Consider the following 23128-nt stretch of genomic DNA (forward strand, 5'->3'; position numbering starts at 1 on the left):
CATTATGGATAATAATCCTTTTAAAGGGCTGAATAAAAAGAATTTCCCAGATTCAAGTGCCCAAAAGAAAAAAAAGCCTGAAAGTAAGAAAAGAACTGTTCAGGATGAAGATCTGTTTTCTGTCCCGTCTGATGACGAGGATTTATTTTCACATGCTATGTCTAATGTTTCTTCCTTGGGGGGAGGACAGGGCAAAGTGAAAAAGCGTACTCATTCCAGCGACAATGCTGTGCGTATGGATGAGGTTAAGGGCTTTGATAAGGTTGCCAAAAAGAAAGATAAAAAGCAGGCAGCTAAAGAGCGCTCTAAAAAAGCGGTGAGCTCTGCTAAGCCGAAAGTTGAATTGTCTGAAGAAGATGCGTTTGCAGCGGCGATGATGGGCGTAAGTGAGTTGAGCAGCAAGGGACGGGAAGTTGTTCCAGATGCTCAGGTTCAGGTTAAGCCACGGACTGCTGCCGATGATCCTGTAAAGGCACTGCAGGACTTGCTGGATGGTGAGGTGGAGTTCAAACTTGAATATACAGACGAGTATATTCAGGGACACGTGGAGGGAGTTGACCCCATAACGCTCGGTAAACTGCGTGCAGGTCAGTACAGTCCTGAAGGACATCTGGATATGCACGGCATGGTTGCCCAAGAAGCCCATGAGGCACTGGTGCAGTTTCTACGTGCGTCCTATAATAAAGGAAAACGAACAGTCCTGCTGATTCCGGGACGGGGAAAAAACTCACCTGAAGGGTATGCTGTCTTACGCGAGCGCATTCAGGAATGGTTGACTCGTGACCCGTTTAAGCGTGTTGTGCTGGCATTTTGCACTGCGCAGAATAAAGACGGCGGTGCCGGTGCGTTGTACGTGATGCTTCGAAAATATAAGAAAAATCGCGGTAAAATCCAGTGGCAGCGCAATGATGTTACAATCGATTATTAGCACTAGAATAGCAGAGCATTGCTTGTAATATCATCCTGTGCACAGGGATGAGGGCATACACCTGCTTACCTTTTGAAACGAAAAGCGAGGTTGCTCCTGACTGTTGTTATGATAGTCTGGAGCAGCCTTTTTTTGTGGATACCCAATTCGTTTTTCAAGGCATCATGAGGTGTGAAGCGCCCCGTTGAATGGCTGCTTGCATCTTAGGTTAAGTGATAGCCGTGTTTTTTTTAAACAGGTTGTTAACTTTTTTACTGTTATCGCAGAGAGTCGTTGGGTTATTGAGTAGGATAGATGCTTTTTTGTTCTGTGCAGTGTAAGTCGTTCGAAATTGCATGAATAAGGCTTAAAGGAACTTTATAGAAAAAAGTTTCAGAAAAAAGTGTTCCATCTTCTTTATCCCAGTGTTCACCATCAAGAACGTGAGTAAGTGCAGCACGTTCAGCATCGTTGGCCTGTGTAAATCCGGCGCGCAGGGTCTTTTCCCGTACCAGAATGAGCAGGTCTTCAAGCAGCGGAAAAATATCGTCTTCGTCTATATTTTGCTTAGACAAAATGTCTTGAAAATGTTGCAAAAAATACTTCTGAGAATAGCAAAGCTGGGAGTATATGGCGTGCTGCTCATCAATGGTTTCAAGCAGCATGGCACACCGTTCCGCATTTTCTTTTTGTTGTAAAAAGGGGTAGGAACGAAGGTGCTGCATAAGAGAATGAATTTTAGTGCGCGTTGCTGCAGACGAAAACATGATGACTCCTGTATAAAATAATTGGTATAGAAAATTCGATAAAACGTGCGCGACAATGAGTCAATCTTTTTCCTAACTTTACCTAACGATTGCGGTACGTACCGTAAGGCATATTACATGATGAAGCTTTTTTTTCTGGTACTGCTTGGAATGGCTGTTTTTATAAGCGGCTGCTCCGGCAAAGCAGTACAACCTGAACCCGAATTAAATCCATCCGGAGTTTCTGGAAAAATAAATAAGGATGCAGAGCTTGCGTATGCAAAAGCGCATGTGCTCTGGAGAAACGGTGTATGTGAGAATCCGGCAAAAGCGGCAGGTTTTTTGCGCGAAGCAGTAAAGCTTGAACCGACGTACGGTGAGGCATGGTTGCGCCGTGGCCGCTTGCTCATCCAGTTTACCGAGTATCAGGCTGCCATTGAAGATCTGGATAAGGCTGTACGCTATTATCCGAAAAGTGCTTCCTATGCGTACCGCGGGTATGCAGAATTTGGACTTGGAAATTATCTGGGTGCCAAAAAGAATTATGAAAAGGCACTTGAGCTGGATTCTGATAACGGCACCGCATGGAATTTCTTAGGTGAGTTGCTTATTGCACAGCTTAAAGTGGATGAAGGGTGCGATGCACTGGAAGAAGGTGCAGACTTAGGCTTTCCTGCACCGTATGATGATGCCGTTACCCGCGGTGTTTGCGTTCAGTAACAGGTGCCCTTTTTAGTACACACAAGCGTCTCTATTGTAGAGGCGCTTTTTTTGTGCCTGAATGGTGGCTGAGTAAACACGGTCAACCGGCTTGGCGTAGGAGCGGGAGAGGGCGGGAACCGCCGTATGATATGGCTTTCATCACTTCCTTGCGTAAGGCAGTGTAGAGTGCTGTAAAAGAATACGGAGGCTCTATGGATTGGAAAGATCTGGGAATGAGCGTGGCAAAGGTTGCACCAGTGCTTGGAGCAGCTCTTGGTGGGCCTGTAGGTGCAATTGCTGGTGCTGCAGGTACACTTATCAGCAGTTTTCTCGGTGTAGAGCCGGAGCCGCAGGCTGTTGCGGCTGCATTGAACGACCCGAAAGTTCTTGTGTCCCTTAAAAAGCTCGAAGTTGAACAGCAGGAGCAGGTAATGGCCTGGCAACGGGTTCAGCTTGAAGTGGAATTACGCAATGTGCAGGATGCACGGGCGCGAGAGGTTGCGTTGGCTAAAGCCGGACACGGTGGTGCGTGGGTAACGGGAATAGTCTCTCTTGTCGTCATTTGCGGTTTTTTCTGGATGCTGCGCGAAGTGGTTTCGGCACCGCAGGTAAGTGAGCCGGCGTTGCTGCTGCTTGGCTCATTGGGAACTGCGTTTGGTGCTGTGGTCAACTACTACCTTGGTTCTTCACTGGGGTCATATCGGAAGGATAAGGCTGGAAGCGGAGGTAATAGTGGGACGTAATAACGAGATGCTGTGGCAGATGGACAGGCGGGTAACGTTGAGCGTTGCCTTTGCGGTCATGACTGCGGTGGCGACGGTGGCAGGTGTTTTTAGCAGTTTTACTGCGCGCCTTGATCATGTTGAGCAGGTTACCGGTTTGTTATCGAAAGAAAATATTGCACAGCAGCAGGTTGTCATAAAAGTCGCTCGAATTGATGAGCGGGTTGCCGCCATGCAGGAAGTGCTTTCTGAGATAAAAGCAGAGTTACGGGGAGTGAAGAGCGATGGCAGGTGAGGAGCACATGGCACCATTGCAAACCGGTTCGATTGAAGAAGAGAGAGAGGGGGTAGATGAAGTAGAGGGACGAAAGCGAAAACAAAAATTAACATCGAGACAACGACGTTTTGTGGATGAATACCTGATTGATTATAACAGTAAAGTTGCTGTTTGCCGTGCCGGATATGCTGAGGCCCGCGCTGGAACTACGGCAAAAAGACTTCTTAGCACGCCAGAAGTGCGCAAAGAAATTGCACAGCGCGAACAACAAAGGGCAGCGCGAACCCGCGTTACGCAGGATGCAATAGTAAAAGAATTGGCTGCGGTAGGGTTTGCCAATTTGAAAGACGTCTGTGTGTGGGATGACGGGTGCCTTACTTTGCGAAATTCGCGTGACCTTAGTGCCGCGCAGGCAGCATCCATTGCAGAAATTACTGAGACTGTGACAACGCGAGGCGGAACAGTGCGTGTGAAACAGCATTCAAAACTTAAGGCTCTGGAAATGTTGGCAAAGCATGTAGGATTGTATGATCAGCAGGAAATCGAAGCATCAGGAAAGGAATTAGAAGAGCTTTCGCCAGTCTTAAAAAAACGGTTGGAGAGTATCTACGGAACATTGGACCTTAATGCAGAGTCGAATATCTGCCCCTCTGATGAACCGGAAGGGGCATAAAAAAGCATTCAGCAGCTTCCCAACACTTTCTCGGGTTATTTTTTATATAAATACATCAGTCGTATTGTGCACGGAGCGAGATGTAATATCGGTCAGTCTATTCTTTTGCAAAGAATGGGCTGACCGTTTTTTCTAGCTGATCTATGCAGGTTTATGTTGAAATATGTTTTAAGTTAAATGTGTTATTGTTTGAACGGTCAATGCGTTGCTGGTGCTTCTGTATAGTGTGTTGGGAGGTGATTTCGTTGCGTTATGCAATATAAATGCCCCGAATAGAATTTTCTATTTACCCCTTTATATTTTTCTCGAAATGTGTATAAGAAAGGGTTCCTGCATTGAACCGAAGCGGTGCTATCCTTGCAGTACGCACTCCGTGTTGCGCAGTAGAGCGCCGCGGTCTGTGTGCTGGCTGCCAAAATCAGATACGAAATTGTTTTATGGTGGAGGTGTGACTGTAATATTTTACATGTGTACACTTCTTTTTTATTGCGCAAATGCAGTTTTTGTATGCGCCATGAAGCTCCACTTTTTTACACGTATTTTATGTCATCTGACCGGCATCAGATAGCAGTCTTTTTTTGTCCAATGCAGCTAAAATTTTTTCATGTTCACACTCTTTCCTTTCTATTTTTTTATCGAGAGCGAGTATATTACTGCGGCATTGATTGATAACTCATTCAGTGCCGTATGGTATGTGAAAAGTTATATATTTCACAAACGTACGCAACGTACATGCAGCAAGTGGTCAATGTTGTCTGAAAGTATGCAATAATACGGGAATATTATTCTATCAGCTTAAAATGTATATTTTTTGACAAATTTGTTGTGGGTTGCTATGTGAGAGAAGTATACCCAAAGCCCTTTGACGTTGGGGTTTGGGGTTGGTTTTCGATAAAGGAGAGGGAATTATTTGTAGGATTTTTATAGAAAGTCATCCATAGGAGGATTTCGAATGAAAAGATTTATGCGCGTTTTAGCCTTAGGGCTGGTTGCTTCCTTGTTGCTCTCTTCTGCTGCGCTTGCAGCAGATACTATTAAGATTGGCTTGCAGGCACCGCTCACAGGTAAATATGCATCTGAAGGTCTCGATATGAAAAATCTTGTTGAGATTCTCGCTGCCAAAGTGAATGCTGACGGTGGTGTGAAAGGCAAGAAGATTGAGATTATCGCAGAAGATGATGCATTTGATCCTAAAACGGCAGCTCTTGCCGCACAGCGCCTCGTTACTTCTGGTGTAGTAGCGGTTATTGGTACCTATGGCTCTTCTATTACTGAAGCAGCACAGGACATTTATGATGAAGAAGACGTTATTCAGATTGCCACCGGGTCCACAATGGTGCGTTTGACTGAAAAAGGTCTTGAAAACTTCTTCCGCACATGTCCTCGTGACGATTCCCAGGGCGCAGCTGCAGCTCAGGTTCTGAAAGACCGTGGATACAAGCGTATTGCTATCCTGCATGATAACTCTTCTTATGCAAAAGGTCTTGCAGATGAGACTCGCAAGCGTCTTGATGATAACAGTGTTGTATTTTTTGATGCACTCAACCCGGGTGAGCAGGATTACAATACCATTCTTACTAAAATCAAAGGCTTCAATCCTGACGTAATCTTCTTTACCGGCTACTTTAACGAAGCAGGTCTGCTTCTTCGCCAGAAAAAAGAAATGAAGTGGGATGTTGCTATGATGGGCGGCGACGCTACTAACAACCTTGATCTGGTCAAGATTGCCGGTAACGATGCAGCTAAAGGTTTCTTCTTCGTGAGCCCTCCGGGCGTGAACGACCTTACTTCTCCTTTTGCAAAAGAAGTTCTGGATACATATAAAGCAAAGTACAACTCACTCCCTGCTTCTATCTGGTCTGTGTTTGCTGGCGATGCGTTCCTCGCAATCGTTGAAGCTCTCCGTCAGACAGATTCAACTGATCCAGAAGTTCTTTCCGAGTACTTACGTAACAAAATGGACAACTACCCGGGGCTTACCGGTTCTATCGCGTTTGATAACAAAGGCGACCGTGCAGGCAAGTTCTACCGCGTCAGCGAAGTTAATGCTGATGGCGAATTCGTAATGTTACCGTAACTTCGGCTTCTCTTTTCCAGAGCACGGCACGGCAAGGGTGCTGTGCTCTGGATTTTACCGTTTTTTTCTCAACGGGATATTCCTTATGGAAGAATTTTTTCAGCAGCTTACAAATGGCTTGGCGGTAGGCGGCATTTATGCCCTCATCGCGCTTGGATACACCATGGTATATGGTGTGTTGAAATTGATTAACTTTGCACACGGTGATCTTTTCACAATCGGTGCCTTTTTAGGACTCACGCTGCTCACGTCGCTGGGTCTTACAGACTCTATCGGACCGGTTGCCGGTTTGCTGGTACTGGCTGTCATGGTGGTGATTCTTGTGGGTGTGGTGGGCTTTTTGCTCGAGCGCATTGCGTACCGACCGCTTCGTTCATCACCGCGACTTTCTGCAGTGGTAAGCGCACTTGGTGCATCCATCTTTTTCCAGAACGCTATCATGCTTATCTGGGGTGCTCGTCCGCTTGTATACCCGCACGGCCTGTTACCTAATGTGACTGTGAACGTTTTCGGTGCAGAGCTTCCTCTTATCCGAATCCTTATGTTTGTCATTTCTGTTCTGCTCATGTGCGGTCTGTACTACCTGACGCATAAGACCCGAATCGGTACCGCTATCCGCGCGGCAGCCATCGATCAGGGAGCTGCAAAGCTCATGGGTATCGATGTTAACCGTGTGATCAGTCTCGTATTTATGATCGGGCCTGCTCTCGGTGGCGCAGCAGGTGTTATGGTTGGCCTTTATTACGGGCAGATCAACTTTACCATGGGCTGGCTGTACGGCCTCAAAGCATTTACAGCAGCAATTCTTGGCGGTATCGGCAACATCCCCGGTGCGATGCTGGGTGGCTTGCTGCTTGGTGTTGTTGAGTCTCTTGGAGCTGCATACATTTCCATTGCATGGAAAGATGCGATCTCCTTCCTTGTTCTCATTCTCATTTTGATCGTCCGTCCTACCGGACTGCTGGGCGAAAGGGTGGCTGACAAGGTATGATTAAAAAACAAGACATATTGTGCCTTGCGGGTGCAGCAGTCTTTGCCTGTGCTCCGCTGGTGCTTGATGCCTACTGGACAGATGTGCTGAACAATATCGGGCTTTACGCAATTCTTGCCTTGAGCTTGAATATTATTCTCGGACAGTGTGGTCTGTTTCAGATGGGGCATGCAGCGTTCTTTGCCGTGGGTGCCTACACCTCTGCAATCTTGAACACCATGTTTGATATTCCGTTGTTATGGACTATGCCGCTTGCGGGTATTCTGGCCGGTCTGTTCGGTCTTATCGTGGCGCGCCCTATCATTCACCTGCGTGGTGACTACCTGCTTATCGTTACTATCGGTATTGTAGAGATTATCCGCATTGCCCTTATCAACGACGTGGGTGGATTGACCGGTGGTGCCAACGGTATCTTCGGTATTGATCGCCCGATGCTGTTCGGTCTTAAAATCAAACGTCCATATCAGTTCTTTTACCTGATCTGGGGCTTCTGTGCTGTGACTATTTTCCTGTTCCACAGACTGGAGAACTCCCGATTCGGCAGGGCGTTGAACTATATTAAAGATGATGACGTAGCCGCTGAAGGCTCCGGTATCGATATCTCCCGTTACAAGCTTATTGCTTTTGTTATCGGTGCTTTTTGGGCAGGTATGGTGGGAACCATCTTTGCCGGTAAAATGAAGATTATTTCTCCTGAATCATTTTCATTCTGGGAGTCTGTCCTTCTGTTTACCATTGTTATTCTCGGCGGCATGGGCTCTATCCGCGGGGTTCTTCTTGGGGCATTTCTTATTATCGGCTTGCCGGAACTGTTCCGTGATTTTGCATCGGCACGAATGCTTGTCTTCGGTGCTGCCATGATCGCTATGATGATTTTCCGTACACAGGGGCTGTTGCCTCCGTTACCGCGAAAATATGATGTATCCCGCTTTTTCAGTAAAGCTGAGGGAGAACAGTCATGAGTCTTGTAGAACTTAAGAACCTTACCAAAACTTTTGGTGGGCTGCTTGCTGTTAATGACGTTTCCTTCAGTGTTGAAGAAGGCTCCATTGTCGGCCTTATCGGTCCGAACGGAGCTGGTAAGACTACAGTATTCAACTTGATTACAGGCAACTACATTCCTGATACCGGCGAAGCCATTTTTGACGGCAAAGATGTGGTGGGCATGCAGACGCACCGCATTGTTAATCTCGGTATTGCCCGTACCTTCCAGACTATTCGTCTTTTTAAGAGTTTGAATGCATTGGAAAACGTGCTTTCCGGCTGTCATTGCCGTATGAAATCAGGTGTTTTTGCTTCCATGTTCCGTACTCCTGCTCAGCGGGCAGAAGAAAAGCGTGTGCTGGAAAAAGCAATGTCTGAGCTTGAGTTCGTCGGGCTGAAAGATCAGTGGGATACACAGGCGGACAGCCTCTCCTACGGTAAGCAGCGTTTGCTGGAAATTGCCCGTGCTCTTGCTACTGAGCCTAAGTTTATCATCCTTGATGAACCTGCAGGCGGCATGAACGATCAGGAAACGCAGGAACTCATTGAGCTTATCAAAGCCATTCGTGAACGCGGTATTACTGTATTGCTGATCGAACACGATATGAGTCTTGTTATGAAGATCTGTGAACACCTTATCGTGCTTGAATACGGTGCAGTGATTGCTGAAGGCGATCCGGAAACTATTAAAAACGATCCCCGGGTTATTGAAGCATATCTCGGTGCTGATGATGATCTGCTGTAAGGGAGACTTGCCATATGCTACTTGAACTTCGTGATCTGCACGTAAACTACGGCAATGTAGAAGCACTGCACGGCATCAATCTTACAGTAAATGAAGGTGAGATTGTAACAATTCTCGGCGCTAACGGTGCGGGAAAATCAACTACGTTGAACTCCATTTGCGGGCTTGTAAAAGCAAGCAAAGGGGAGATTCTGCTGGATGGTAAACCTATCCATACCGTTCCTGCGCATAATATCGTTAAGCTCGGTATCTCTCAGTCTCCTGAAGGACGTCGCGTATTCTCCACACTGACTGTGGAAGAGAATATGGAATTGGGTGCCTTCACGCTGTCAGACAAGGAAAAGATAGCACGGAACAAAGAATGGATTTATGACTTGTTCCCGCGTCTTCTTGAGCGTCGGGGACAGCTTGCAGGTACACTTTCCGGTGGTGAGCAGCAGATGCTTGCAATCGGTCGTGCGCTCATGTCCAATCCGCGTCTGCTGTTGCTTGATGAGCCTTCTCTCGGACTTGCACCGATTCTGGTTAAATCTATTTTCGATACTATCCGTAAAATTAACAAGCGCGGCTTGACCGTGATTCTTGTTGAGCAGAATGCCCGTGCAGCGCTTAAATTGGCTGACCGCGGGTATGTAATGGAAGTAGGCAACATCGTTCTTGCTGATGATGCTGATACGCTGCTTTCGAATCCGGATATTCAGTCTGCATATCTTGGTGGTAAGGGACATTAGTCCTGATAGTAGTTGTAACTTGTCGTTACAGGTACCACCATTGTTACTGAGATGAAAAAAGGCTGTCCCTCATATGAGGGACAGCCTTTTTTAGATTCTTTGCGCGGTAGCTGAATGTTCTACGCAGTATTGCAAACGCTAGACATTGCCGCCGTAGTGCGGTGGCGGGCCATCATCTACGCCTCCATCATCAAGAACAGGGCTGAGTTGACGGATGCGCAGGATAACAGCTTCCATTTTCTTTTCCATTTCATCAAGCTGAAACTGCTGGTTTGTCAGCGCTTCATTCAGTTCGGAAATGGTTTTTTCCTGAAAGTACAGCTGCTCTTCTAACTGTGCGAGACGTTCTTTGGTTTCTTTCATGCCTGCTCCTTTGCAAGGTTGCAGATGATATCAAATTCTTTCTTATCTACGGGCATTACAGAAAGGCGGGAGCCTTTTCGTAACAGTTCCATGCCTTCGAGTCCGGGAATCTGTCGTAATTCTTTCAGCGTAAGGGCTCGTGGGAATTTTTCCACCAGCTTCACATCCACCATAAACCAGCGCGGTTTTTCTTCCGTTGATTTAGGATCAAAATGATCGTCTTCGGGATTCCATGCTGTATGGTCAGGGTAACTTTCACGGACAACTTCACATACACCGACGACTGAAGGATTGGTGACGCTGTGGTAGAACAGCACCTTGTCGCCAAGCTTCATTGCATCACGCATGAAATTGCGTGCCTGATAATTTCGTACTCCATCCCATGATGTGGTCTGGTTCGGCTCCCCCGCCAGTGTGTCAATGGAATAGCATCCGGGTTCAGATTTAACGAGCCAGTAGTTAGCCATAGTACGCTCCGTTTCTATATAGAGACTGGCAAAAGTCCTGATGTTGAAGATAATTCTATATCAAAAGATTATCGCAGAGTGTGTTCGAATACAAGCGGTAGTAGAAAGAGGAGTGTCCGACTGTGTATTGGCTTTGACAGAGCGTAGCACAGTTTGGAGGGAGCAGTAACGGATTAGTTTGTGAAAAATACAGGAGGGGAGTGCCGATGCAACCTATGTATATTCTATGGAAAGGCGTGTAAGTGAAAAAAACTCAGATGATAACATGCCGAAACATTAGTATATTAATGTAAACATTCTTTCGCCACAGGAGTAACTTTGATATTCTGGCAGCCACCTGTGTTATTGAGAATATATCTTGGAGGGTTGTATGAGAATGAATCGCGCTACTGTTTTTATTTGTTTATTGTTTTTTGCTGCCTGTATGCTTCTGCCACCGGACGCTTCTGCACGTACCAGACTGAACGGACAAACCTTGTACGCACCTGCATATTCATACATTTATCACGGTAACAGAGAGGCAACGATAAATCTGACAACGACATTGAGTGTACGGAATACAAGCCGTAAGGAAACCATCAGGATAACCAGTGTGGAGTACTACAATACTGAAGGAAAGCTGCTGCGCAGTTATCTGGATAAACCAGTAGTGATGGCGCCACTCCAGTCTATACGGTATATCGTAAGTCTTAATGACGATGAAGGCGGCTCCGGCGCAAATTTTATTGTGAAATGGGAAGCAGATAAGGCCGTTGATGTACCGATTGTTGAAAGCATTATGCTCGGTACAGGTTCATCATACGGATTTGCGTTTCTTACTCAGGCTGTGCCGATTGAATAGCTGTTATTCCTCAAGCCAGTTTTCCAGCAATGGCGGGGTGGAAATATAGCTTATAGGCTTCCATCGGCACTGTGCGGTGAGTTCTACTCCATGTTGAATAACAGATACCGGCCTGTCAGATGACACAACAATCGCGATGATGTTTTTGTGCATGGCGGTGAAACGCAATGCTGAGTTAAATCGTGCGCCACGAGCTCTGTTTTCTCCAGGTACGGTACGTCCGTCCAGCAAGCAGGCAAAGCCAAGAAGGGTGGACGATTTGCTGATGTGCAGTGCCCCGTCAACTTTTGCCAGAGAACATGCGATGTCGATGTTTTCCGGCATGCTCAAATCCAGTGGAGTTTGCAGGGTTTGTCCTGCAATATTGCGCGGAATGGTGTTCAGGTCGAGTACGAGTGTACAACCGTGTTTGCGCTCGCGAGCCTGAATAACAACCTGCGTTGTATGCTGGAAGATGCTGTGCTGTTGTTTCGGAGTCAGGCTTGATTCCAGCAAGGCTTCTTCCAGTTGCACGAGATTCGGGCGACGATTGGTCGCCAGAAAATTACCGGATGCAAAGCTGCAAATGAGTTCTCCATCAAGCGAAACCATTCCGTGATTCCCTTCAAACGTGGCAATGATAGAGCCCGGAGGGAGTTCTCCTGAAGCAACACCAGCAAGGGTACAGCCGTCAGAAATAAGAAACCGCTCACTGTTTTCAACTGCCTGCAGGGTCTTTCGACAGTGCCGCAGGTTTACAAGCAGAGGTTGCTCCATACGCGGAAAGGATGCCTGAAAATGGACATGTTGCAGCAGGCGGGGTTCCACAAAAGCGATTTTTCCCCGCGGCCATGCTCCTTCTTCCCGTGTGTTCGAAATTCCAAGAATAGCATTTAATGTAGGGTAGATACGTAGATAGGTGTCCATCCCTAGTGCTTCGCTGCGTTTATCGATAATATAATCGCGGATAGCATGCTGTGCATACCCTTGCAGTACATAGCTGGAAGTGTCATTGCGCAATCCTGCGTCCTGACTGAACTCAGCGCATAGCTGGGTTGCTGCGTATTCTAACCAGCGAAGTATAGGCCCTTTAGAGCATATGTCGGGGTATTCTTCTGTGAACCACATCTGGAAAGGCAGAGTTGTACAGGAACCGCCGTAACTGATGAGTCCGGCAAGCTGTGGGTCTTCCACTGGAGCAAATTCAGGGAGCAAGATGTCAGAAACAGCTTCATGAAATGTCTGGAAAAGATCTTTAAGGCGTGGCTGGTGGCCGTCTAGCAGGTTTTGCGGGTCGAGGATGTAGAATGGGCCGTTTTTTTCGAGGCATATAATAAGTGCCACGCGACTCGGACCGGAGAAGTGAGATAGTCCATCACTTAACCCGTCCAGAATATTATAAATGCTCATTCTCCATTGAGCTGTATCTAGCATCGTCACCGTTTCCTCCTCCCGACAATCAATGGTGTTATGTGCAACACCATTCCAAAAAGAAACAAAAAATCTGCAACGGATGTCCAAATTTTGCACAACAAAGAATAGAAGAGAAGTACAACTATTATCTGTTGGTGTGAGCACAAGTCTTTATGATAAAACAGAAAAATATGTGCTGAACTCCGTTTGTGTACTGGTTGGTAGGGTATATGCATGTTGGAAAAGGAGCAAGGCTTAGTGCACATTTTGAAGTGAATGTGCACAATAAAAGAGTATATATAATCATAATGGCAGCATAAAAAGTTTACTCTGTCGTATAGATATACAAAGCATAATCGCTGCGCTTCAAATTTTCGGGGATAACTTGTCACACAGAACTATATGTTCAGGAAAAAGTTCATGACAAAGAAACGAAGAATGGGAAAAGTGCTCCCGCTTTATTTGCACCGCGCTGAGAATGCTCCCCCCGACCAGACAAAAACTCTGAAGAATTCGGTCATCAGGGGAGTAGAAGCAGACCCCGCTGTGTCAAAATCTGCTTCAGTAACTAGTAATGGAAACAGGGTACAGCTTGAGGTGACGCTCGATTTAGACCCGTGGTCTGATGAAGCATGGCAGGCGTCGTTAACAGGTGTTGAAAGTGACCTTGTAAGTGATCTGTTCGGTACGGCAAAACCGGAACCAAAGGCTAATGAGATAACAAAGGAAGAGGTGCAATGGCTGTTGAAACGCCCAGTGGAGCCGGATTCAGAAGCCTCTGAAAATGAATGTGAAGATCTGACCGGTTCTTTGGGACAGACAGGGACAGAAGAAGAGACCGTGTTTGGATTGCCTCCACAGCAACTTGCACAGGCACAAAAAAACGGAACGCTTACAGATCTATTAGCGTATAGATACCGCTCTGCTGCGCAGTTTCCCGTGCTCGATAAAATTATGAGCACCTTTGCTTCAGGTGCCACCAAAAGGCTGCGGAATATTACAGGGCAGGCGTGTACTGTTGTTCCGGTTCGATCAGCCCGCGCGCCGTTTGATGTCTGGCTTCGTATGGATCACCCCATCGCAACAACATTTTCCATGTATCCACTTGAAGGCGTGGGAATGATCGGGATAGAGCGCGAACTTGCAGTAGGGCTCATGCATTCGACATATTCAGCAGGGGGGCAGGAATCTGTCCAATCTATGCTGCGCAGGGTGACAGCACAAAAATCTTCTAAAGGCGGCAGTGGGTGTTCTGTTGCCTACAGTATTATGCGTCATGTGCTGCATCTATTGCTGCTGGATATGGAGTGGGCACTGGCTCCGTTCTACGAAGTAGAATCCACGCATGGCAGAGCAGATGAACAGGCATGGTCCAGCAAGCACTTCTGGTTGGATGAACCATGTATTGTGTGCGAATTTTCAGTCAGCATGGACGCTGAGTCTCATACAGGTGAGAACAAAGAACTCAGTGGCACCATGATGATGGTGTTTCCTGAAAAAATGTTGAAGCTGATCCTGCCGATTCTTTCAGGGGAGCAGGAGATACTTGTTCCAGAATTTTCAGAGCTTGATGCGTCTGCCATTGAGTGTTTTACGCGTCTGGATGATGCGGCATTACGCGACGAGTTGGCGCAGCAGCACCCGCTGTCTTCAGCTGTTATATTGTCCCAGCTCTCAGAGGATAGAAGAAATGGTCTTCTGGAAAAGATGGACAGAGAAAAAAGGGAAGCCATAGAACGCAGGGCAGGCCACAGGGCTGGTATAGAGGTTGTTCTGTCTGAGTCACAGCAATTTGTGGCATCAGTTCTTGCTCTGAGTGAGAGTCATGCAGCGCAGGTGCTCAGAAGCTTTTCACCGGAGGCTGCAGCAGGATTTTTACGTGAAGCAGGGAAACTACCTTCTCTGTATGCAGAGCAGGTGAATGCCCTTTTGAAACAGCGTAATAGTTCTATTGTGAGTGTGGGAGCACTGGTAGTGGACAGCGCACTTGTCCGGCGTTTGATGATACGCGCCATTGCTGCAGAAGATATGGCAAAGGTAGTGGCCTTGTGCCGTAATGACAGAATTCATATGCCGTTTGCTCCTGTTCGCTCAGTGCCTGCACAGACCGTAGCAGCTATGCTGCGTAGTGAGCCCGTGGCTATTCAGCGGGCTGTTGTTGCCTTGTTGTTGAAAACAGATCGTGAATATGCTGCAGAGCTGTTAGGAGCGTTTGAACCTGATGAGCAGCAAGCAATTGTTTGTCAGCTTGAGTATGCCAAACGTATCGAGCCAGAATTCATAACGCTTCTGGAAAACTCGCTTGTACGAGAGCTGGAAACAGGGGCAGACACAGAAACACTGGCAATGCCTGAGCAGGAGCAATGGGCAACATCCGGTACTGTTGAGTGGCTGCTGAATGAGGTCGGCTGTAACGAAAAGATGAGCAGCAGCAGAAAGGATAGTTTGAAAGAATAGTTTGGAAGAATGTTCTTTTTTGCTGAATGAAATATCAATAAAAAAGTCAGGCAGATACAAAATGAAAACTGTATCTGCCTGACTTTTTTACTATCGTATGATCAAGCTAAACACGACGCCTGAAATGTGGCGTTGGTAGATTGCTATCTGAAATGATTGCGGACTAGCGGTTATTGATGGAAAACGGTGAGGTTTTTCCCTGTCCTGATGTGTTGCTGCGACGCTGTGCAGGCTTTTGGCTGCCCCCACGTTTCGTCTGCTGTTTACCTTTGCTTTGCCCGTTGCGGTTCTGGGAACCGCCTTTTTTACCAGATTGTTTTTCTGAGCCTTTTGCAGCGTAGGCCCCGCGATTGCCTCGAGAAGCTTTGCTTCCTTTACGTCCAACACTCGGCATGAGGATGTGATGTTGGCGCAGGCGTTCTGCATCTGTGCGGGCTACAGCAATCTTGTTTCCTTTTTCATCAATACCGGCATAGTAGGCAGCAGTAGCCACCGTTCCCGGAGTAGGGATAAAGCATTGCACCTGCTGCGGCTGCCAGCCTCTGGAACGGAGCCAGTTACCAAGCTCGTGCATGTGGTTGTCAGTACAACCGGGGAATGCACTCATAAGGTATGGGATAACATACTGTTCTTTCCCAGCCTGTTCAGAGTATTTTTTAAATGCCGCGAGGAAATTTTCGAACGATGCGAGACCTGGCTTGCGCATGCTGTGAAGAACGCTGTCACAGATATGTTCAGGTGCAACTTTAAGCTGTCCACCTGTAAATTCCATAGTGTATGCACGCAGAGCGGTTTCTTCTTTTTGTGCAAGGTCGTAGCGCACCCCACTGGCGACACGTACATTTTTAATCCCTTTGATCTTCTGGATGTCCCGCAGCAGGTGGATTCCTTCAGCCTGATTCACGGCAAACTGGGAGCAGACTTTAGGATGCATGCAGCTTTTTCGCTTACACTTTTCCGGATTTGCTTTGCAGTGTGCCTGCCACATATTTGCGGAAGGTCCGCCCACATCACTGATGGAGCCGTTAAAGCGTTGGTTGTGAGTAAGGGATTCAACTTCACGCATGATGGATTCTTTGCTTCGGGAAGCAATTCTTCTGCCCTGATGCAAAGCCAGTGAGCAGAATGAACAACCGCCCCCACAACCTCGGTGGGTCGTGATGCTTGTAGTCATCATAGCGACGCAGGGGATTGTATCTTTATAAGCCGGATGCTGTGTTTTTGCGTACGGCAATCCGTATAATTCATCCATTTCCTCTTCGGAAAGTGGAAGCGCAGGTGGAGCAAGCAGTACAGCACGTTTGCCCACAGGCTGGATTGCCCAGCCGTCAGCTTCCTGAACATGGCGCTCAAGCGTGAGCGTTGCAGTCATGAGCTGCTTTGCATCTGCTTCGATAGCTTCGTGCGACGGAATTTCAACTATTTTTGCCTGCGGCGGTAAGTCCTCACGGCTTCCCATGTAGGCTATACCCCGCACTTCCTGCGCAATGTAGGAAAACGGTGTGCCGGAAGTCTCACCATACTGGTCGAGCACATGGGCAAGGTGCAGCATGGCATATTCGCCCATGCCGTAGACAACACAGTCTGCTTTACTGTCCAGTAGAATGGAGCGACGCAGCTTGTCTGTCCAGAAGTCATAATGGGTAATGCGGCGCAATGATGCTTCAATGCCGCCAATAACAACCGGCAGTTGCGGGAAGGCGCTGCGTACAAGGTTTGAGTAGACAATGGTGGCACGGTTCGGACGGGAACCGGCTTTACCGCCCGGCGTATACGCATCATCATGGCGTTTTTTGCGGAATGCTGTGTAGTGCGCGAGCATGGAATCAATTGCACCTGCACTGACAGAAGCAAAGAGTCTTGGACGTCCCATAACGAGCAGATCGTCTGGCGTGTCCCAGCGTGGCTGGGCAACTATACCTACACGGTATCCGTGCGCTACAAGCCAGCGTCCAAGAAGGGAAGCGGCAAAACTTGGGTGATCAACATATGAGTCACCGGTAACGAAGAGAATATCAAGCTCGTCCCAGCCGAGTTTTTCCATTTCCTTTTTGGACATGGGAAGAAATTCCGGCTGATCAAGCGGGGCGCGTCCTAATACAGGGCGGGCAGAGTTATGATTCCATGTTTTTGTCATGGGCGGAATATAAGGATTGCATAGTGGTCTGGCAATAGACAATACCGGTAAGGTCTAAATAACCGCACGGTATTTGGCAGAGAGAGGTTACATGTCCATGAGAAGGCTGACGAGTGAGGCACAGCCGAAAATAATGATGATAGTGCCTGACACCTTACTGATGAGTCTGCTGTGTTCTTTTACGTAGTTACGCATGGCATTGGCAAAGAAAGAAAGACCGCACCACCAGATGGCAGAACCAAGAAAAACACCAAGTACAAGTGCGACTGCGCCGGGAGCACCTGCGTCACCGTCTATTCCAAATGTGGCAAATATGACTGTAAAAGCGATGATGGTTCCCGGATTCATGGCTGTGAGTATAAAGGTACTGGCGCAGGCAGTGAGAAGGCTCGGTTTGACATATTCTTCAGTAATATTTTCTGCATCTGTCACAAACACAGGGCGCTGGCGTAGCATGTGGACGCCAATAGCGAGAAATAACAAGCCGCCTGCAAGCCTGATTACTGAGCTGGATTCTGTAATTAGATTCGTAATCGCAACAAGCCCGAAGGCTGCGACTGCTCCGTAAAATAGATCAGCAGAAGCAGCACCGAGCCCTGAAATAAACCCGACGAGTTTTCCGTATTTTAGTGTCCTGTGGACACACAAAATACCGACTGGGCCAACCGGAGCTGCAATGGTTAGTCCGATTAACAGACCTTTGAGGAAAAAGAAAATAAGGGCAAGGCTCATTGCTGATGGTCATCCTGTGGGAATACGTATCATGAAAATTGAGTGAAGTAGTTCCACATCATATCGTAAAAAAGCTTTTATAGGAGCTACATATTTATCGTCAGGTGTTGGGATATAAAAAAAGTCGACTGTTACGTCGACTTTTTTGTAAGCATGTGTGCTGGTTATTTTTTCGGTGGGTTGATGAGCTCTGGTGCACCGGAAGGCTTTTTGCCCCCCATCTTGCTACCCATTCCGCCCATTTTTCCACCCATCATACCGCCGCCTTTTTTACCGCCGGTATTGTGGCCGGAAATAAAGCCGTTCCATTCTTCCTGAGAAATGCCTTTAGAATCGTCTTTATCAATAGTCTGGAAGGCAAGCTCTTTCATGGAAGGGTAGGTTTTGGAAAATTCTTCCCAGCTCACTTCAGAGTCATTGTTTGTATCCATTTTCTCAAATTTAGATTGAGCGGATGCTGCTGTGGCAAAAATGCAAACAAGAGCGAGGGCAAACAGAATTTTTTTCATAGTTTCTCCTTGTGCAGCAGGTTGTTATTACAACACAGCGCAGGTTATGCACGCACAGGACGTACTGCAGACAGCATGCAGTACCCATGTGTTATGATTGAGTATGCAGCAGCGGGCAGAAGGATTTCTGCCATGCAGCCTAAGCGGAGGTAGAATACTCAGTAATCAGGGCTGCGTCTACTGTGTAAAAAAACTATACACCTTGTGTGCTATCTGCTGGCTTTTGTTCAGAGACTTGCAGGTATAAAAACAGAAAAGGCCTCTTTCATATGAAAGAGGCCTTTGAAATCTGGCTCCTCGAGTAGGACTTGAACCTACAACCTAGTGATTAACAGTCACCCGCTCTGCCTATTGAGCCATCGAGGAATATTGTGTGCTTCGGTTTCCCTCAGCGCGAAAATGTGTTTACGGATTTGCACCGTGCTCGTCAATAAAAAAATATAATAAAAATGAAAAAAGTGAAAATGTGCCTGCTGATAGACGTGTGCAGAACAGAGCGTGTATGTTGCTGTGACGTTTTGGTGCAGGTGCAACTATTTGATTCTATAACAGATTATTTTTTACTAAGACCATTTGGGGTGTAGGGAGACCACGTCATGTGTGATTCCCCGTCGTTGAGGGTGGTTAAGAACAGTTGTATTTTTTTGCCGTTATCAAGCTCACAAATTAACTTTCCCTCATAAAAGTCATCAAGGTCGGTGAGTCTGATGCATTTGGCTCCCTGATATGGCTCCGGAGTAGATGGATCTTTTAACAGCGTCGTAGCCATAGCAGGAAGGTATTCATTTGCAGAATCGTATTCAGCAATCATCATTGGAATAAGAACACAGGCAAGTGTTATTTGTACACTGAGGACAATGGTGGCAAGCCAGAAAGGTGTTTTGCTTTTTTTCAGAATATTGCAACGCTTCCATAAGTACGGCAGTCCAAGAATGATCCAGCCCCAGTGGGGTGGGGTGATACCTCGGTGCAAAAGCATTCTACGATCTATGCTGAGTAGAACTATTCCAAAAATAAACGTCGTGGTGTCAGGAACATTGTCCAGAAGGGTACTGCTGAAGGCAACACCCATAACGAGCACTGGGTAAAAAATATACATCCAGATGCACCAGTCGCCACTGGCTGCTGTTTGCAATTGTGCATTGTCAGTATTGAGTTCGTTGTCAGCAGGTGAAGGTGAGTTTGATACCACGTGTTTCCTCATTGTTATGTGTTGATGTTGTCCAGAGCAATTTGACGTATTGCTTTGGAACAGGAGTACGTTGATATCTGTCTTGTACTGAGGAAAGTGTTAATGAGGTGTTAAGATCTTGTGAATTAGTAAGTGGTGGGAAGATATAAATAAAAAAAGCCTCTTTCTTACGAAAGAGGCTTTTATAATCTGGCTCCTCGAGTAGGACTTGAACCTACAACCTAGTGATTAACAGTCACCCGCTCTGCCTATTGAGCCATCGAGGAATATGTTTGCTTGAGGTGTTTCCCTCAGTGCGGAAAAGCTTTTATGGAAAAGTGGGTAGAGCGTCAAGCAGAAAAAGTAAAAAAGAGTATTTTTTACTGATCATGATGCAGGAACTGCTTCTCTGAAGCGTTGTAACATTATATGGAGTGTTTTAGGTGCCAGCCAAATGGCTTGAGGGTGGAGATTAAATGTTGCGGCGGGGAGTTGCGCATAAAAAAAGCCTCTTTCTTATGAAAGAGGCTTTTGAAATCTGGCTCCTCGAGTAGGACTTGAACCTACAACCTAGTGATTAACAGTCACCCGCTCTGCCTATTGAGCCATCGAGGAATATGTTTGCTTGAGGTGTTTCCCTCAGTGCGGAAAAGCTTTTATGGAAAAGTGGGTAGAGCGTCAAGCAGAAAAAGTAAAAAAGAGTATTTTTTACTGATCATGATGCAGGAACTGCTTCTCTGAAGCGTTGTAACATTATATGGAGTGTTTTAGGTGCCAGCCAAATGGCTTGAGGGTGGAGATTAAATGTTGCGGCGGGGAGTTGCGCATAAAAAAAGCCTCTTTCTTATGAAAGAGGCTTTTGAAATCTGGCTCCTCGAGTAGGACTTGAACCTACAACCTAGTGATTAACAGTCACCCGCTCTGCCTATTGAGCCATCGAGGAATATGTGCTGATTTGCTCAGCGAGAAATTCTGTATACGGAGTCTGTGGATGAGCGTCAAGTGGAAAAAAGGAAAACATGTGAATTTAGCCAGCTGTGATGTCCCGGTTCATCCTGTGAATGTTGGGAAAACATGCGATGGGTAGCAGCGAGAAATGGCTAGGTTTTGTGAAATTCTCATGATATAAGTGTGTTGTGAAATAGTAGAGAGTGTTCCGCCGCTAGCAGGATTTTGTCCGGCACAAGTCCGGTTGTTTTTGTGTTTGAAAACAAAAAAGCCTCTTTCTTGCGAAAGAGGCTTTTGAAATCTGGCTCCTCGAGTAGGACTTGAACCTACAACCTAGTGATTAACAGTCACCCGCTCTGCCTATTGAGCCATCGAGGAATATGTGCTGATTTGCTCAGCGAGAAATTCTGTATACGGAGTCTGTGGATGAGCGTCAAGTGGAAAAAAGGAAAACATGTGAATTTAGCCAGCTGTGATGTCCCGGTTCATCCTGTGAATGTTGGGAAAACATGCGATGGGTAGCAGCGAGAAATGGCTAGGTTTTGTGAAATTCTCATGATATAAGTGTGTTGTGAAATAGTAGAGAGTGTTCCGCCGCTAGCAGGATTTTGTCCGGCACAAGTCCGGTTGTTTTTGTGTTTGAAAACAAAAAAGCCTCTTTCTTGCGAAAGAGGCTTTTGAAATCTGGCTCCTCGAGTAGGACTTGAACCTACAACCTAGTGATTAACAGTCACCCGCTCTGCCTATTGAGCCATCGAGGAATATGTTGTGCTGCGGTTTCCCTCAGCGCGAAAAAGTGTTTAGAGAAAACATCTGGTGTCGTCAACATTTTTTTCAATTTTAATGAAAAAAAGTCAGAAAATATAATTTTATGCTCAGAGACGAGAGGGTTCCTTGACGATTGCTGGTAATTGGCATAACCCTTCCCAATTCAGCAGTGATCGAATTCATTATACGGAGTGATCCCGTGAGCGAACAGGAACAATCAAAACGTAAAAAAATAAAACTTCCCACAAAATCCGCACAGGCAGAATATTTCATGCCTATGCTGGAGAGCTTTGTTGACCGTGATGAGTTAAACGAAGTGGTGAAGAATAGAGTGGCAAAGTCCTGCGACTTAATGGATGCAGGCATTTCCTTGTACCCTAACGGGTTTAAGAAGGAAGATGATTTTTCTCAAATTCGTGCAGAATATGAGGGGCTTGATGCAGAAGAGCTGGAAACTCTTGATAAAGAGTTTGCCTGTGCTGGCCGTATTGTCGGTCTTCGCTCTTTTGGTAAGGTTACCTTTTTCCACGTTCTTGATAATAGCGGCAAGATGCAGTGTTATGCTGCCCGCGATTCTTTGGGTGCAGAACTGTACCAGAAGTTTAAGAAATTTGACATCGGTGATATTGTCGGTGTTGTGGGAACACTGTTCCGCACTAAAACAGGTGAGCTTACTTTGGAATGTAAGAGCGTGCAGCTTCTTACTAAATCCATTCGTCCGCTCCCGGAAAAATACCACGGCCTTAAAGACGTTGAGATTCGATACCGTCAACGCTACGTTGACCTTATTGTAACGCCTAAGACCCGCGAAATTTTCCGCAAGCGTACTGCGATTGTACGTGAGTTCCGCAGATTTATGGAAGATAACGGCTTCATGGAAGTAGAGACTCCTATGATGCATCCGATTCCAGGTGGTGCGACTGCTCGTCCTTTTGTCACCTACCATAATGCGCAGGAACATGACATGTTCATGCGTATTGCGCCGGAACTGTACTTGAAGCGCCTGCTCGTTGGCGGTTTTGAAAAAGTTTTCGAAATTAACCGCAACTTCCGTAACGAAGGTGTTTCTACCCAGCATAACCCTGAGTTCACCATGTGTGAATTTTACTGGGCGTATGCAACCTTTGAAGATCTTATGGATCTTACAGAAGAACTTTTCGGACATATTGCACAGAAAGTGTGCGGTACTACTGTTATTACCTATCAGGGACAAGAAATTGACCTGACTCCGGGTACTTGGCGTCGTATCGGCTTCCTCGAATCTTTAAAAGTGATTGGCGGACATTCCGAAGAGCTTTACGAAGATTACGACAAGCTTGCTGCGCATTTGAAGAGTCGCGGGGAAAAAGTAATGGAAGGCGAAAAGCTTGCTAAGCTTCAGGCTAAACTGTTTGACCTTGATGTTGAACAGGAGCTTGTACAGCCGACCTTTATTTACAACTACCCGACAGAAATCTCACCGCTTTCCCGTAAAAACGAAGATGATCCTCGTTTTACTGATCGTTATGAATTATTCATGACTGGTCGTGAACTTGGTAACGCATTCTCTGAGCTGAACGATCCTGTTGATCAGCGTCTGCGTTTCCTTGATCAGGTTGCGGAAAAAGAAGCTGGTGATGATGAAGCACATTACATGGATGAAGATTACCTGCGTGCTCTTGAGTACGGTATGCCTCCGGCAGCTGGTCAGGGCATCGGTATCGACCGTCTTGTAATGCTTCTTACAGACTCCCCGTCAATCCGTGAGGTAATTCTCTTCCCACTCCTTAAACCGGAGAGTTAGCCATA

General features: G+C 46.6%; 21 protein-coding genes and 6 tRNA genes. 13 read left to right on the plus strand and 14 right to left on the minus strand.

The window, feature by feature from the left end:
• Positions 1-4 precede the first annotated feature (4 nt).
• Positions 5-928 (plus strand): Smr/MutS family protein, encoded by a 924-nt coding sequence (locus SP90_RS06765; RefSeq protein WP_231895539.1) that lies wholly within the window; start codon positions 5-7, stop codon positions 926-928.
• A gap of 278 nt (positions 929-1206) precedes the next feature.
• On the opposite strand, the gene SP90_RS06770 is transcribed toward SP90_RS06765, so the two are convergent.
• Positions 1207-1674 carry a hypothetical protein gene (locus SP90_RS06770; RefSeq protein WP_066853895.1) on the minus strand — a complete coding sequence of 156 codons (468 nt, stop codon included), beginning with the start codon at positions 1672-1674 and terminating at the stop codon, positions 1207-1209.
• Between the two features lie 117 nt (positions 1675-1791).
• Between SP90_RS06770 and SP90_RS06775 the strand changes: the two genes are divergently transcribed.
• The 9 genes from SP90_RS06775 (at position 1792) to SP90_RS06815 (ending at position 9555) form a co-directional block, all read left to right on the plus strand.
• Positions 1792-2373 (plus strand): tetratricopeptide repeat protein, encoded by a 582-nt coding sequence (locus tag SP90_RS06775; protein ID WP_066853896.1) that lies wholly within the window; start codon positions 1792-1794, stop codon positions 2371-2373.
• A 194-nt stretch (positions 2374-2567) separates the two neighbouring features.
• A complete protein-coding gene (locus tag SP90_RS06780) occupies positions 2568-3098 on the plus strand; it encodes a hypothetical protein (RefSeq protein ID WP_066853898.1) in 531 nt (176 codons plus the stop codon).
• Entirely contained in the window at positions 3088-3372 is a 285-nt protein-coding gene (locus SP90_RS06785) for a hypothetical protein (RefSeq protein ID WP_066853900.1), read from the plus strand. Before SP90_RS06780 ends, SP90_RS06785 begins: the two co-directional genes overlap by 11 nt.
• Before the next feature lie 7 nt (positions 3373-3379).
• Positions 3380-4027: a terminase small subunit gene (locus SP90_RS06790; RefSeq protein WP_197498772.1), complete on the plus strand. Its 648-nt coding sequence runs from the start codon at positions 3380-3382 to the stop codon at positions 4025-4027.
• 952 nt (positions 4028-4979) lie between these two features.
• Complete coding sequence (locus SP90_RS06795; protein ID WP_066853905.1) at positions 4980-6104, plus strand: branched-chain amino acid ABC transporter substrate-binding protein; 1125 nt, start codon at positions 4980-4982, stop codon at positions 6102-6104.
• Between the two features lie 85 nt (positions 6105-6189).
• Positions 6190-7095: a branched-chain amino acid ABC transporter permease gene (locus SP90_RS06800; protein WP_066853907.1), complete on the plus strand. Its 906-nt coding sequence runs from the start codon at positions 6190-6192 to the stop codon at positions 7093-7095.
• Positions 7092-8057, plus strand: a complete 966-nt coding sequence (locus SP90_RS06805) for a branched-chain amino acid ABC transporter permease (RefSeq protein WP_066853908.1) — start codon at positions 7092-7094, stop codon at positions 8055-8057. The genes SP90_RS06800 and SP90_RS06805 overlap by 4 nt, the downstream gene beginning before the upstream one ends.
• Positions 8054-8824 (plus strand): ABC transporter ATP-binding protein, encoded by a 771-nt coding sequence (locus tag SP90_RS06810; protein WP_066853910.1) that lies wholly within the window; start codon positions 8054-8056, stop codon positions 8822-8824. Before SP90_RS06805 ends, SP90_RS06810 begins: the two co-directional genes overlap by 4 nt.
• A gap of 14 nt (positions 8825-8838) precedes the next feature.
• Positions 8839-9555, plus strand: coding sequence for an ABC transporter ATP-binding protein (locus SP90_RS06815; RefSeq protein WP_066853911.1), 717 nt, complete (start codon positions 8839-8841; stop codon positions 9553-9555).
• A 138-nt stretch (positions 9556-9693) separates the two neighbouring features.
• On the opposite strand, the gene SP90_RS06820 is transcribed toward SP90_RS06815, so the two are convergent.
• Complete coding sequence (locus SP90_RS06820; protein ID WP_066853913.1) at positions 9694-9918, minus strand: SlyX family protein; 225 nt, start codon at positions 9916-9918, stop codon at positions 9694-9696.
• The gene (locus tag SP90_RS06825; RefSeq protein WP_066853915.1) at positions 9915-10385 is read right to left on the minus strand and encodes an EVE domain-containing protein; all 471 of its coding nucleotides are present in this window, start codon (positions 10383-10385) and stop codon (positions 9915-9917) included. Before SP90_RS06825 ends, SP90_RS06820 begins: the two co-directional genes overlap by 4 nt.
• Before the next feature lie 370 nt (positions 10386-10755).
• On the opposite strand from SP90_RS06825, the gene SP90_RS06830 reads away from it, so the two are divergent.
• A complete protein-coding gene (locus SP90_RS06830) occupies positions 10756-11226 on the plus strand; it encodes a DUF3124 domain-containing protein (RefSeq protein ID WP_066853917.1) in 471 nt (156 codons plus the stop codon).
• A gap of 3 nt (positions 11227-11229) precedes the next feature.
• On the opposite strand, the gene SP90_RS06835 is transcribed toward SP90_RS06830, so the two are convergent.
• Positions 11230-12615 carry a DNA integrity scanning protein DisA nucleotide-binding domain protein gene (locus tag SP90_RS06835; protein WP_231895540.1) on the minus strand — a complete coding sequence of 462 codons (1386 nt, stop codon included), beginning with the start codon at positions 12613-12615 and terminating at the stop codon, positions 11230-11232.
• Between the two features lie 423 nt (positions 12616-13038).
• On the opposite strand from SP90_RS06835, the gene SP90_RS06840 reads away from it, so the two are divergent.
• Entirely contained in the window at positions 13039-15075 is a 2037-nt protein-coding gene (locus tag SP90_RS06840) for a hypothetical protein (protein ID WP_066853921.1), read from the plus strand.
• Between the two features lie 163 nt (positions 15076-15238).
• On the opposite strand, the gene SP90_RS06845 is transcribed toward SP90_RS06840, so the two are convergent.
• From SP90_RS06845 to SP90_RS06890, 10 genes are all read right to left on the minus strand, one after another.
• Positions 15239-17212 (minus strand): YgiQ family radical SAM protein, encoded by a 1974-nt coding sequence (locus SP90_RS06845; protein ID WP_066853923.1) that lies wholly within the window; start codon positions 17210-17212, stop codon positions 15239-15241.
• An 87-nt stretch (positions 17213-17299) separates the two neighbouring features.
• Entirely contained in the window at positions 17300-17944 is a 645-nt protein-coding gene (locus SP90_RS06850; protein WP_066853925.1) for a LysE family translocator, read from the minus strand.
• A gap of 164 nt (positions 17945-18108) precedes the next feature.
• Positions 18109-18453 (minus strand): EF-hand domain-containing protein, encoded by a 345-nt coding sequence (locus SP90_RS06855; RefSeq protein WP_066853927.1) that lies wholly within the window; start codon positions 18451-18453, stop codon positions 18109-18111.
• Positions 18454-18743: 290 nt separating this feature from the next.
• Positions 18744-18819 (minus strand) — tRNA-Asn (locus tag SP90_RS06860).
• A 187-nt stretch (positions 18820-19006) separates the two neighbouring features.
• Complete coding sequence (locus SP90_RS06865; RefSeq protein WP_066853929.1) at positions 19007-19645, minus strand: hypothetical protein; 639 nt, start codon at positions 19643-19645, stop codon at positions 19007-19009.
• Between the two features lie 190 nt (positions 19646-19835).
• Positions 19836-19911 (minus strand) — tRNA-Asn (locus SP90_RS06870).
• A 252-nt stretch (positions 19912-20163) separates the two neighbouring features.
• Positions 20164-20239 (minus strand) — tRNA-Asn (locus SP90_RS06875).
• Between the two features lie 252 nt (positions 20240-20491).
• A tRNA-Asn gene (locus SP90_RS06880) sits at positions 20492-20567 on the minus strand.
• Positions 20568-20874: 307 nt separating this feature from the next.
• A tRNA-Asn gene (locus SP90_RS06885) sits at positions 20875-20950 on the minus strand.
• Between the two features lie 307 nt (positions 20951-21257).
• Positions 21258-21333: transfer RNA gene (locus SP90_RS06890), tRNA-Asn, on the minus strand.
• Between the two features lie 284 nt (positions 21334-21617).
• Here SP90_RS06890 and lysS point away from each other — a divergent pair.
• Positions 21618-23123 (plus strand): lysine--tRNA ligase, encoded by a 1506-nt coding sequence (lysS, locus tag SP90_RS06895; RefSeq protein WP_066854069.1) that lies wholly within the window; start codon positions 21618-21620, stop codon positions 23121-23123.
• Positions 23124-23128 lie beyond the last annotated feature (5 nt).

The organism is Halodesulfovibrio spirochaetisodalis (assembly GCF_001672295.1).
In the GTDB taxonomy this organism is placed as follows: domain Bacteria; phylum Desulfobacterota; class Desulfovibrionia; order Desulfovibrionales; family Desulfovibrionaceae; genus Halodesulfovibrio; species Halodesulfovibrio spirochaetisodalis.